The following is a 12,175-nucleotide window of genomic DNA, read 5'->3' on the forward strand; positions in this document are numbered from 1 at the left end:
CATAAGAGCAAAACCTGCGATAGCTTCACATCACCCCCTTTTCCTGATAAAATCCCAAATCCCAAATCCCAATTACTTTCCCTTCTTGTCATCATCGACGACTTCATAATCGGCGTCGATCACATCCTCGGGCTTCCCACGCGGTGGCTCCTCCTGGCCTCCGCCCTGCGGTCCCGCGTGGGGGCCGGCCTGCGTTTTGTCTCTCGCCTGAGCGTACATTTCCGCGGAAACCGCATGCCAGCTCTGCGTGAGATCCTCTGATGCCGCTTTCATCTCTTCGACGTTGTCTCGCTTCACCGCATCCTTCACGCGTTCCGTGGCCGCCCTGAGCTTCTGCTGCTGATCGGGCGATATCTTTGCTGCGTGCTCCTTGAGGAGTTTTTCAGCCTCGTAGACCGCAGCCTCGGCCCTGTTCTTGGTTTCTATCTTTTCGCGCCGCTGCTTGTCCTCACCCGCGTGCAGTTCGGCGTCGTTCACCATCCGCTTGATTTCCGACTCATTCAAGCCGCTCGAAGCGGTGATCTTGATTGACTGCTCCTTGCCCGTTCCGAGATCTTTCGCGGAGACGTGCAGGATGCCATTCGCGTCGATATCGAAGGTAACCTCGATCTGGGGGATGCCGCGCGGCGCCGGGGGGATGCCCACGAGCTGGAAATTGCCTATGAGTTTGTTATCCGCTGCCATCTCACGCTCCCCCTGGAGGACGCGGATATCCACGCTCGTCTGGCTATCGGCAGCCGTACTGAAGATCTCGCTCTTCTTTGTGGGTATGGTGGTATTCCTCTCGATCAATTTTGTCGTCACCCCGCCGAGCGTTTCGATCCCGAGCGAGAGCGGCGTAACATCGAGCAACAGCACGTCCTTCACCTCTCCCTTGAGCACGCCCGCCTGTATCGCCGCCCCGACGGCGACCACCTCGTCAGGATTGACCCCTTTATGCGGCTCCTTCCCGAAGAGCTTCTTCACGGTTTCCTGCACCTTCGGCATGCGGGTTTGCCCGCCGACCAGGATCACTTCGTCAAGTTTTTCGACGGGGATGCCCGAGTCTTCGATCGCCCTCTTGCAGGGACCTATGGTCCGCTCGATCAGGTCAGCCACGAGCTGCTCGAGCTTTGATCGGGTGAGCTTGAGCACGAGATGCTTCGGGCCTGAGGCGTCAGCGGTGATGAAGGGAAGGTTAATTTCGGTTTCAGTGACGGACGAGAGCTCGCACTTTGCCTTTTCGGCTGCTTCCTTCAGGCGCTGGAGGGCCATCTTGTCCTTGCGGAGATCGATCCCCTGCTCACGTTTGAATTCCTCGGCAATCCAGTCCACAATCCGCTGATCAAAATCATCACCGCCGAGGTGCGTATCGCCATTGGTCGCTTTCACCTCAAAGACGCCATCGCCGATTTCCAGTATGGAGATGTCGAAGGTTCCGCCGCCGAGATCGTACACGGCGATGCGTTCATCCTTTTTCCTGTCCAGGCCGTATGCGAGCGAGGCCGCGGTCGGTTCATTAATAATTCTCAATACGTCGAGGCCGGCGATCCGTCCCGCATCTTTCGTGGCCTGGCGCTGACTGTCGTTGAAGTACGCGGGGACGGTGATGACCGCCTGCGTGACCTTTTCCCCGAGGTATGATTCTGCATCGTTTCTCATCTTCTGGAGGATCATGGAAGAAATCTCAGGGGGAGAGAGGACCTTGTCTCCCGCCTTCACATTGGCGTCTCCATTGCTCGCCTTTACCACCTTGAAGGGCACAAGTTTAATTTCGGAGCTCACCTCGTCGTACTTCCTGCCCATGAACCGTTTGATCGAATAAATGGTATTATCGTAGTTCGTTATTGCCTGGCGCTTCGCCGTCTGGCCGACGAGACGTTCACCGGTCTTTGTCATCGCGACCACGGAGGGTGTCACGCGATTGCCCTCGGCATTTGGGATCACCACCGGCTCCCCACCCTGCATGACCGCCACGCATGAATTTGTGGTGCCAAGATCTATTCCAATGACTTTTCCCATCTTATTCCTCCTTAGACATCAAAATCCAGTAAATAGACCAAAACTGAGCTATTATAGGAGCAAGAACTATGCCATCTTGATTGATAGTTTGAATATTGATTGTAACTTATTGTCAGTGAATATATTAAGTTTTGAGTGGTTACTACAAATTAACGCATAATAACGATAGGATGGGACATTATTACTCATGATCCGCCTTTTTACAGCTATACATGAGACATAATGACCCTTGTGGATACATCTGACCACGTGGATATCAATCAGTAGGGTAACTGCTCAGGAGCCAGAATTCAGGGTTAATGCAGTTACTCGAAGAGGTCAGTAAGCTACTGGAAGCTTATTCGCGATCCATTCTTGATTCCGGCTCCCGACTTCTGACTACCTGAGTAGTTACTCAGTAGGAAGGACGCCACTTTCTGAAACCTCGGCATCGGGGTTCACGGGGCGACCGATCGCCCCGGCTATCCCCTTTCCGGGCGCTCCTTTGTAGCGGATGATTACCTCCGGTGTCGGGTCAGGGAACTGAGGGAGCGGTTCTGTCCGTCCGTAGGCGGGGATATCCTGCGCGGGGGGCGAGTGCGGACTGAACAACTGAGGGGGGACCTTCTTCTTTATTTTCTTCTTATTGTCCGTAGAGGTCATAATGGTGACTTTAAGCTTGTCCCCACCGCTGGCCCGAATCCGCCCCGATAAACTCCCGTCGGTGTTCACCTTCCCTGAGATTTTCTCCTTGTTCCCGGTGTTCTCAATATTGAATGTCCCGATCACATTAGGGCTGACAATCACCGAACCGGGGGGGCCTGATATCGTTGAATAACCCTGCCCATCAGGCGGCGAGGGGTTGATCTGATCTTCAAACACCGCGAGGTCTTTCGCGTGGAGGCGGGAGGCGTGCCCTATCATCAGGCACAGAACGGCCACGCCGGATAAACACAGATTCAGCCGCGGCACTGATCGGTTCATAAACATGGCACCCCTCATCGCCCGCTACAAAATCTTCCCCGTTGTCGTGGAGAGCCCGTATCTCTTGATTTTCCTGTGCAGGGTACGCCTGCTGACACCGAGGAGCTTTGCCGCCTCGACCTTGCTGCCGTTCGTCTTCGCCAATGCTTCTTCGATCATCCGCCGCTCTACCGCCTTGAGCGTGCGATCACTCCTCACCTCCCGTGGGATTCCTCCGGCACGCTCTCCGGCGGTGCGTGCTAGTGGAGGCGCCTCGGAGATCCTCGAAACGCTCTCGCGGACCTTGCTCGGCAATTCCGACAGCGCGATCATGTCCCCCCGCGCGAGCACGACCAGCCCCTCGACACAGTTACGCAGCTCTCTCACATTCCCGGGCCAATCATACGCGAGCACCGCGGAAAAGGCCTCCGGCGTCAGCCCCGCCACACGTTTGCTATTTGCCGCGTTGAATTCAGCCAGGAAAGCGGTGATGAGGGGTGGGATATCTTCCTTCCTGTCCCTCAGCGGGGGGACTTTTAACCGTATGACGTTCAGCCGATAGTAGAGGTCATCGCGAAACCCCCCTCGCGCGATCAGCGCTTCAAGGTTTGCGTTTGTGGCGGTGATGAGGCGCACGTCAACATGAATCGTCTCCGCCCCCCCCACCCTTTCGAACTCCTGCTCCTGTAAAACCCGGAGCAGCTTCACCTGGGTCGCCGGGGCCATCTCGCTGACCTCGTCAAGGAAGAGTGTCCCCTTATCCGCCATTTCAAATCTTCCTTTGTGCCGCTTGAGCGCGCCGGTAAACGCTCCGCGCTCGTGGCCGAAAAGCTCGCTCTCCAGAACCCCCTCGGCGAGCACGGCGCAGTGGACTGCAATAAACGGCCGTGCGCTGCGGTCGCTCAGGTCGTGGATGGCGCGCGCGAACAACTCCTTCCCCGTGCCGCTCTCCCCCTCGATGAGGATGGCTGCCTTCGTCGGAGCAACCTGCTGCACCCTCGCCTTGATCTCCTTGATTCCCCTGCTTACGCCGATGATGGCATCGATCCCTCCGCGGAGCGCCCCCCCTTCCCGCTCCATACGCCGGGAGTCTATCGCCCGCTGGACCACCATCTCAAGCTCGTCGAGGTTGATCGGTTTTGAAAGATAGTCATACGCACCCTCCTTCATCGCCTCCACCGCCGTCTGCACGGTGCCGTATGCGGTGAGAAGGATGACTGTCAGTTCCGGACGAGCGCGGCGCAGGCGGCGCGTCATATCAAGGCCGTCAATCCCCGGCATCCTGAGATCGGTCAGGACCAGGGTTACCGGCGTGCGTTCCAGGATATCGAGCGCCTTGGCAGCGCTCGCGGCGAGGAGTATCCTACGATTGGGGGATTGCAATGCCCTCTCGAGGCCCTCCCGCGCGTTCTTTTCGTCATCAACAATAAGAATAACAGGTTTCATAGTTACATTTTTAACCGGATGTATTTACCCTCCTACGCAGAAAGCCACGGGCTTGCCCGTGGATGAATGCGGGGAGGGTAACCCTACGAAGCTCTTGAAAAGAGCACAGTAGGGTACGCTTCGGAGGGTTGCGCTTAGCTTAGCATGATTCATGCCGTTTGAACAACCCTCCGGAGCATGTGGAGGTGCCACGGGCTTGCCCGTGGGGCTCCACAAATACAAAAACTAAATCTCTTGATCTCTTGTAACTACTCAGGTAGTCAGAAGCCAGGAGCCAGAATCCAGAATGGATCGCGAATAAGCTTCCAGTAGCTTGCTGACCTCTTGGAGTAACTGCATTAACCCTGAATTCTGGCTCCTGAGCAGTAATGTCGCCGCTGGCGTCCTCATTCTAACTCCTGGCTCCTGACTCCTGAATTCTGGCTCCTGAGCAGTTACGATCTCTTTTACTCTTTGTTGAAACTACATTAACAAAGAGAAAAAGCTTCTGTGCACCTGCCTGCCGGCAGGCAGGTGCAGTGCCTTCAGTAGTTTAATTTTTTGCCTGTTTCCTCCCGGGGAGGAGCTTGCCGTATTTCGAGGGGACGGGTAATTTCACGGTCATGGTGGTGCCGCTCCCACGGCCGCTCGACACGAGCACCTCGCCGCCGTGTTCGCCCACAATCCGCTGTACAATCATCAGCCCGAGCCCGGCTCCGCCCTCCCTGGTGGTGAAGTACGGCTCGAAGATCCTCTCCCGATGCTCGTCCGTGATGCCCTTGCCGCTGTCGCTGACGCTCACCGTAACATGGCCGCGCCCGCATTCGACAGTCACCCTGATCAAGCCGCCGCTCGGCATCGCCTGGATGGCGTTCTGTATCAGGTTGATGAACACCTGCCGCATCTGGTCAGCGTTTAGCATCACCGGCGGTACAAAGTCTGCGTACTGCTTCTCAACCTCTATGCCGTGGCGCCTTATCTCGGGCCCCATGAAGGCCAGCGTCTTGTCCAATATGGGGATTATCTCGCCCTCCTCGAGCGCGGGGGTGTCGGGTCTGGTCGCCTTCAGAAACTGGCCGACGATGTGTTCGAGCCGTTTTATCTCCTCCTGGGCAACCGCAAGCAGATCGAGAAGTCCCCGTTCATTCCCCTTCTTTCCCCTCTTCATCCGTTTCACGTGGCGCTCGATGAGCTGGAGGTGGATGTCCAAGCTGTTGAGCGGATTGCCCACCTCGTGGGCGATCCCGGCGGCCATGACGCTGAATGTCTGTATCTGCTTCATCTGGGCGTACCGAAGCTGCCTCAGCATCTCCGCGGTGGTGTTGCGAAACGTGAACACTGCTCCCGTGAATTCGCCCGTGCCATCCTCGAGGGGAACCATTGACACCGTAAGACGATCCTGTGCGGGTGGCTCGAGCGTGATTTCCTTCCCGAGAATGCCGGCGCGGTTATGCACTGCCTCCTCGATGAGGCCTCGTAGGCGGGAATCCCGCACGGTCTCCCGCAGCTCATTCCCGATGAGATTCGTTCGGGCCTGCGCGAGGATCGACTCCGCTGCTCTGTTGGTGAAACATATCCTGCCGTCGCGATCGACCACGACGATCCCCTCGTAGAGCAGGTTTAAAACCTTATCCAAGAAATCCCGCTCCTGCGCGAGCGCCTTCAGAATGCCCTCAACGCGCTCCCGGTCAACTCGATCGAGCCTCGGTAGTACCCTATCTAGAAAAGGCATATGCCCCTCTCATGCATTCGCGAGGAAGCGTTTGATAATCTCTGCAAAAATGAGCACAATCAGAGGCGAAATATCAATCCGTCCCGCGATCGGCGGGATGGACCGCCTCAGCGGACTGAGCACCGGGTCGGTGATCGCATTAATGACGCGCGCGAGCTGACCCCGCGGATACGGCTGCGTCCAGGAGTAGATCGCCCGTATAACAATTGCCAGCATATACAGGTTGATCACGAGAGTGAAAAAATTAATCATTGGGCATCGTCACTGACACGACATCAGCGTGCTTCCGCCTTCCGCTGTTGCTCCAGCCACCGTTTCGCCTCCGCGGCCCGCTCGCTGGACGCATCATAGAGTAGGTACATCGTGTAGTAGTGCGCTGCGGCGCGATAGTCTTTTGCATGTTCACGGCTGAGCACCGCAAGGGCGTAGTATGCGTCGGCGTAATCGCAGTTCGCGCGTATCGTTTTCTTAAATTGCGCCTCCGCCTGATCGTACAGTTTCTTTCGGGCGCACACAAGCCCCATCTTGTAGTACGCCTTAGCAAGCCCGGGCTCAATGCCCGCGGCCTTTCTATAGGCCTCGAGCGCTCTGTCCAACTTCTCCTGCATGCTCAGGATATTCCCCTTCTCGTACCACCCGTCGTAGTTGCCAGGATCGGCCTTGAGCGCGAGCGTGTAGTGTGTATCCGCATCATCCAGTTTTCCCGCCACTGTATACGCCTTCGCCAGGTTCACGTGAAGCTCCGCGACTCCCGGATTCAGCTTCACCGCCTCGTTCAATTGCTGGATGCTCTCTTCAGTACGTCCCTCCAGCAGGAGCACGAGCCCGAGCCTGCCCTGCGCTTCGGGGTGATCACGGTTCACGTCTATCGCCGCTTTTAAATATTTTACTGCGCGGTCATAGTCGCCGCTCAGCGCATACGCGAGACCTGCCGCGGAGAGCGTTGAGTAGTCGTCCGGCTGTTTTTTCAGTGCCTTCTCAATGAGATCAAAGCCTTCGCGCTGCCCGCCGCTCTCAACGAGTACGAGGCCGAGCATCCGCATGGCCTCGGGCGAGGACGAGTCACTGACCAGCGCCTCACGATAGCAGGCGACCGCATCGGGAAGTCTCCCCGCGAGCAGCGAGAGGCCCGCGAGCGCCCTGAGCTTCTCCGACGGGAGCGTCTGAGTCTGAGCAGCCTTCCAGAGCTCCTTGAACATTCCCCGGTAGTCGCTCTTATTTCCCAGGAGGAATGCCAGCTGATAGCGTGGGGCCGCGCTGCCGGGATCGATCTCGATCGCCTGTCTGAATTCCTTTTCTGCCAGGGAATCGCGCCGGACGCGCATGTGCTGCACGCCCTGGCGATAATGCCCTTCAGCTGCCGGGCTCGGCTTCGAGGGAGCAGCGGGCGCCCTGGTGAGTGCACGCACGGCGCGTATCATCTCAGTGGCAGCTTCCCGTTTCTCGCCCGCATCGAGGAGCTGCAGGGCCCTCCTGTAGAGGGCGCTCCCCTCCCCCACCCCGGACATTTTCTGTGCGCGGGCGGGGCAGATGCCCAGGAAAACGGCGGCGACGGCAATGGCACATATCGCGCACTGCGCTCTATACGGTAGCATGGAGGTACTACTCAGTGTATGGGAGCAAACTACCCTTCAGATTTGACAATCGCCTCTACGGGGCACAGCTCAACACACGAACCGCAGTCGGTGCATTTCGCGGGATCGATTATGTACAACTGCTCACCCTGGCTGATCGCCTGCACAGGGCACTCTGCCTCACACGCGCCACAAGAAACGCAGACCTCGGTGATTTTGTGTGTCATGGATTCCTCCTCATATATGATAGCATTACTCGACATACGAGTAACTATGAACTGATGATGCTCATCGCGCAACAAGAACGCCCCTCCTGGCCCTCCGTCGCCCGCATTCATAAATGCCGGATTCCCCCGCAGGACCGGACATCCGCTCGTTCACATCTGCTCCGGAGCCGAAACCCCGAGGAGGCAAAGACCATTACGAACGATAATGCGGACGCCCTCCGCGAGCGCCAATCGGGCGGCGGTCAAATCAGGGTCATCGGAGATAACGGTGTGCCTGGTATAGCACTGATGGAACATCGCGGCCAGCTCTTCGAGGTAGTTGCAGAGCTGATGTGGCTCCAGCGCCTCCGCACTGTACTCCACCGCGCAGGGAAAATCGGAGAGCAGCGTGAGGAGATTGAGTTCTTCATCCTGGCGCAGCATACCGAGAGGGACATTCTCCCACGGCGGCAGTGTGAGGCCTGGTTTCTTCTCGGCAAGCCTCTTGAAGATGCTGCATATGCGCGCGTGCACGTATTGCACGTAGTAGACGGGATTATCATTGGAACGTTTCGTCGCGAGCTCGAGGTCGAAATTCAGGTGACTGTCAGTCCTCATGCGCACCAGGAAATATCTCGCGGCGTCAACACCGACTTCATCCATCACCTCCCTCAAGGTAACGAACTCCCCCATCCTCGTTGACATGGAGAGCTTCCGTTTTCCCCTGAAGAGCGTGGTGAGCTGCACGATGACAGGGGTGAAGCGCGGGCCGTCATAGCCGAGTGCGCTCACCGCGGCCTTCATGCGGGCGACGTATCCGTGGTGGTCGGGCCCCCACAGATCGATCAGTCGGTCAAACCCGCGCGCGAACTTATCCCGATGGTAGGCTATGTCCGGCGCAAAGTACGTTCGTTCCCCGTCGCTCTTGACGAGGACCCTGTCCTTGTCATCACCAAGGGCCGAGCTGCGGAACCACACGGCTCCTTCCCTGTCGTAAATGAATCCCCTCCCCCGCAGGAAGGCCAGACACTCCTCGACTTTTCCACTCGCGGAGAACTCCTTTTCGCTCGTCCAGTGATCGAACTGCGCGCGGAAATCATCCAGATCCTTTATAATCGTCCGCACGATCTCGCCGGACGAATAATCAGAGAAAAATGTTATCGCCTCCTCTTCTCCCGCGCCGAGCCACCGGTCGCCGTCGCGGGCCTTGATTCGCGCGGCGATCTCTTTCACGTATTCCCCGCGGTATCCGTCGTCAGGGATTTCCACCTTCTGGCCGAAGAGCTCCCGGTATCGCTGCAGCGCCGAGAAACCGAGCGTGCGGACCTGCTTCCCCTTGTCGTTCAAGTAGTACTCCCTCGCCACGCTGCATCCCGCCCGGGTGAGTATCCGCGCCAGACTATCGCCGACAGCAGCCTGCCGCCCGTGAGCAACGGTGAGGGGTCCCGTGGGGTTGGCACTGACATACTCGATCAGCACCGTATGCGGCCGTTCTGGGCGGACGCCGCCATAGTCGTCGCGCTCCTGTAGGATCACCTTGAGCTGCTCATGCAGCAGCGATGGGGACAGGAAGATATTTAAGAAACCGGCTCCCGCGACCTCGATCTTTTCGCAAACTTCGGGATGAAAATCGGTTCGCTCCATGAGGCGATCGGCAATCTGCTGAGCGATATCCCGCGGCCCTGCCCCCTTCTCTTTCGCGAGGAGGAGCGCGATATTTGTCGAGAGATCGCCATGCCCCGTGCGGCGCGGCTTCTGGAGGATGAGGGGGGGGAGCCGGCCTCCCGCAACGTCGCGGCAGGCCTCACGCAATGCATTCTCAACCCGAGTTCTCAGTGACGTTCCCATATATCGCACGAGAGCAATCGAGTGCTACTTTCCTTCGGCTTTGGGCTTTTGGCTTGTAACTGTTTTTGCGTCTCCCCATAGGCGCTCGATATGGTAGTACCGTCTGGCATCATCGTGGAAGACGTGGACGATGACATCAGTGAAGTCGAGCACAATCCAGTAACCGTCAGCCCATCCCTCGCTGTGCCAGCAGCGCGCGCCATCCGCGCCCGTCTCATCCACGATAGATTCCGCGATCGCCCTCACGTGTCTCGTTGAAGCGCCGCTGCAAATGACAAAGTAATCGGCGATGGATGAGATCGCTCTCATGTCCAGCACCAGGATGTTCTCCGCCTTTTTCTCAGCGGCCTCCCTGGCGCAGGCCAATGCGAGCCTCTTGCCTCCCGGCACATTCTTCAGCGCAGTTTTTCGCATTGCTCCTTCTCGGTCCCCCTCCCGTGCCTGTCATGCGACACGTAGAGACTGTGCTCAATGACGTATTGCTCCACCGCATCCGGGACCAGATACCTGATGCTCTCCCCGGATTGTCGCCTCCGGCGTATCTCTGTTGACGATATGTCGATGAGCGGCGTCTCCATGACGTGGCGCTTGAGATCGGAGATCTCTTCCCGGGTGCATAATCCATCCTGAGATGGCCAGGAGCTCAGGTCGCACCCGGGGCGAACCGCGGTGACCACCGTACAGAGTGACAACAACCTTTTATACTCCCGCCATGCCGCGAGCTCGATCAGACTGTCCGCGCCCACGAGAAAGTAGAATTCCGTCCCGGGACCGTACTGTAATTTAAGGGAGGTGACTGTGTCCACCGAGTACGAGACGCCGCCGCGCGTCAACTCAATGTCGCACGCCCTGAATCGCGGGTTCCCCTCGATCGCGAGCTCGACCATCCGGAAGCGGCGCCCCCCCGGGGTGAGGTTCACCGCATCTTTATGGGGCGGCGTATTGCATGGGATGAAGAGCACCGAATCCAGCGTCAGGCGCTCCGAAATCTGCTCGGCGATGATCAGGTGGCCGATATGGACCGGATCAAAGCTGCCCCCCAGTATTCCGATCTTTCTAATCACTCGCTTCCCCATACTGACACGCTGCCTTCACCATGAGTCCGCCATACCATCAACGAAACGGCGAGTCGGTGAGTTTATAGCTTCGCCGATTCGCCCCTCGCCGTTTCGATTATTCTCGCGTCTGCCCCGTTCCTCTCACGACATACTTATAGATGGTGAGCTCGGGGAGAGCCATGGGTCCACGGGCGTGGATCCGGTCAGTGCTGATGCCGATCTCCGCCCCCATCCCGAACTGACCGCCGTCATTGAAGCGCGTTGACGCGTTCCAGAAGACCGCTGATGAATCCACCTCTCTGAGGAACCGCTCGGCTGCCTCGTTGTCAGATGTGACAATCGCGTCAGAATGCTGCGAGCCATAGCGCGCGATGTGCGCCACTGCCTCGTCCAGATCATGAACCACCTTCACGGCCAGGATGAGATCGAGGTACTCAAAGCCCCAGTCACCCTCCTTCGCGGCCTTCATGCCAGGAACTATCTTTCTGGCCGCGGGATCGCCCCTCAGCTCAACGCCCCTGGCCCTCAAGGCCGCCGCCGCGCGCGGGAGGAATGACCGAGCGATATCCGCGTGCACGAGCAGCGTTTCCGCGGCATTGCAGACCGCCGGCTTCTGCACCTTGGCGTTGAGAATAATCTTCTCGGCCATGGCACAATCCGCACCGCGGTCAACGTACACGTGACAGATGCCCTTGTAGTGCTTGATGACGGGTATGGTTGAGAGCTCCGTGACTTTGCGAATCAACGCCTCTCCTCCCCTCGGGATCACCAGATCGATATACGCATTGAGTTTGAGGAGTCCATTCACCACCTCGTGCTCAGGGCACTCGATGAGCTGGAGTGAATTTTTTGGAAGCCCCGCGCGCGCCGCAGCGCCCCTCAAGACGCGCGCCAGTGCCACATTAGAATGGAGCGCCTCCCTGCCCCCTCTCAAAATGACGGCATTGCCGGCCTTGATACACAATGCCGCCGCGTCGGCGGTCACGGTGGGCCTCGCCTCGTAGATCATGGCGATCACCCCGATGGGGACGCGCACCTTCTGGATCGTGAGCCCGTTCGGCCGTTCCCACGCGCTGAGGACCTCTCCCACCGGGTCCGGGAGGGACGCAATCTGCCGGAGCCCCTCGCACATCTCCTGGATGGTCTTCTCGCTGACTTCGAGCCTCTGGAGGACCGCGGCTGAAATGCCCTTCTCAGCGGCCGCCTTGAGATCACGCCTGTTCGCATCGAGGATGGGACGCACCCCCTTCTCTATGGATTCCGCCATCTCGATGAGGGCGTTGCGCTTCGCCTCCGCGGAGACCGTTGCGAGCACCGAGGATGCCGCGCGCGCCTTCCTGCCGATCGCTTCGACGTACTGTTTTATGTTCGACCCCGCGCTCATGTATT

The 12,175-nt window shown here is 58.3% G+C and carries 11 protein-coding genes; all 11 read right to left on the bottom strand.

Annotated features, from left to right (window positions below; genetic code table 11):
* Positions 1-72 precede the first annotated feature (72 nt).
* Entirely contained in the window at positions 73-2,001 is a 1,929-nt protein-coding gene (gene dnaK, locus NTX71_04560; protein ID MCX6339174.1) for a molecular chaperone DnaK, read from the bottom strand.
* A 390-nt stretch (positions 2,002-2,391) separates the two neighbouring features.
* Positions 2,392-2,964: a hypothetical protein gene (locus tag NTX71_04565; GenBank protein MCX6339175.1), complete on the bottom strand. Its 573-nt coding sequence runs from the start codon at positions 2,962-2,964 to the stop codon at positions 2,392-2,394.
* A 24-nt stretch (positions 2,965-2,988) separates the two neighbouring features.
* Positions 2,989-4,389, bottom strand: a complete 1,401-nt coding sequence (locus NTX71_04570; protein MCX6339176.1) for a sigma-54 dependent transcriptional regulator — start codon at positions 4,387-4,389, stop codon at positions 2,989-2,991.
* Between the two features lie 532 nt (positions 4,390-4,921).
* Positions 4,922-6,100, bottom strand: coding sequence for an ATP-binding protein (locus tag NTX71_04575; protein MCX6339177.1), 1,179 nt, complete (start codon positions 6,098-6,100; stop codon positions 4,922-4,924).
* 9 nt (positions 6,101-6,109) lie between these two features.
* Positions 6,110-6,352: a YggT family protein gene (locus NTX71_04580; GenBank protein ID MCX6339178.1), complete on the bottom strand. Its 243-nt coding sequence runs from the start codon at positions 6,350-6,352 to the stop codon at positions 6,110-6,112.
* A gap of 23 nt (positions 6,353-6,375) precedes the next feature.
* The gene (locus NTX71_04585; GenBank protein MCX6339179.1) at positions 6,376-7,695 is read right to left on the bottom strand and encodes a tetratricopeptide repeat protein; all 1,320 of its coding nucleotides are present in this window, start codon (positions 7,693-7,695) and stop codon (positions 6,376-6,378) included.
* Between the two features lie 29 nt (positions 7,696-7,724).
* Positions 7,725-7,901, bottom strand: coding sequence for a 4Fe-4S binding protein (locus NTX71_04590; protein MCX6339180.1), 177 nt, complete (start codon positions 7,899-7,901; stop codon positions 7,725-7,727).
* A 150-nt stretch (positions 7,902-8,051) separates the two neighbouring features.
* Complete coding sequence (argS, locus tag NTX71_04595) at positions 8,052-9,728, bottom strand: arginine--tRNA ligase (GenBank protein ID MCX6339181.1); 1,677 nt, start codon at positions 9,726-9,728, stop codon at positions 8,052-8,054.
* Positions 9,729-9,752: 24 nt separating this feature from the next.
* A complete protein-coding gene (gene rsfS, locus NTX71_04600) occupies positions 9,753-10,142 on the bottom strand; it encodes a ribosome silencing factor (protein ID MCX6339182.1) in 390 nt (129 codons plus the stop codon).
* A complete protein-coding gene (gene nadD, locus NTX71_04605) occupies positions 10,124-10,792 on the bottom strand; it encodes a nicotinate-nucleotide adenylyltransferase (GenBank protein ID MCX6339183.1) in 669 nt (222 codons plus the stop codon). The genes rsfS and nadD overlap by 19 nt, the downstream gene beginning before the upstream one ends.
* A gap of 109 nt (positions 10,793-10,901) precedes the next feature.
* Positions 10,902-12,170 carry a glutamate-5-semialdehyde dehydrogenase gene (locus NTX71_04610; GenBank protein ID MCX6339184.1) on the bottom strand — a complete coding sequence of 423 codons (1,269 nt, stop codon included), beginning with the start codon at positions 12,168-12,170 and terminating at the stop codon, positions 10,902-10,904.
* Positions 12,171-12,175 lie beyond the last annotated feature (5 nt).

The sequence above is a fragment of the Candidatus Auribacterota bacterium genome, assembly GCA_026392035.1.
Classification (GTDB): domain Bacteria; phylum Auribacterota; class Tritonobacteria; order UBA1439; family UBA1439; genus JAPLCX01.

Coding starts and splice junctions, on each gene's coding strand:
- dnaK (MCX6339174.1), bottom strand. CDS start 2,001: ATGGGAAAAGTCATTGGAATAGATCTTGGCACCACAAATTCATGCGTG.
- NTX71_04565 (MCX6339175.1), bottom strand. CDS start 2,964: ATGAACCGATCAGTGCCGCGGCTGAATCTGTGTTTATCCGGCGTGGCC.
- NTX71_04570 (MCX6339176.1), bottom strand. CDS start 4,389: ATGAAACCTGTTATTCTTATTGTTGATGACGAAAAGAACGCGCGGGAG.
- NTX71_04575 (MCX6339177.1), bottom strand. CDS start 6,100: ATGCCTTTTCTAGATAGGGTACTACCGAGGCTCGATCGAGTTGACCGG.
- NTX71_04580 (MCX6339178.1), bottom strand. CDS start 6,352: ATGATTAATTTTTTCACTCTCGTGATCAACCTGTATATGCTGGCAATT.
- NTX71_04585 (MCX6339179.1), bottom strand. CDS start 7,695: ATGCTACCGTATAGAGCGCAGTGCGCGATATGTGCCATTGCCGTCGCC.
- NTX71_04590 (MCX6339180.1), bottom strand. CDS start 7,901: ATGACACACAAAATCACCGAGGTCTGCGTTTCTTGTGGCGCGTGTGAG.
- argS (MCX6339181.1), bottom strand. CDS start 9,728: ATGGGAACGTCACTGAGAACTCGGGTTGAGAATGCATTGCGTGAGGCC.
- rsfS (MCX6339182.1), bottom strand. CDS start 10,142: ATGCGAAAAACTGCGCTGAAGAATGTGCCGGGAGGCAAGAGGCTCGCA.
- NTX71_04610 (MCX6339184.1), bottom strand. CDS start 12,170: ATGAGCGCGGGGTCGAACATAAAACAGTACGTCGAAGCGATCGGCAGG.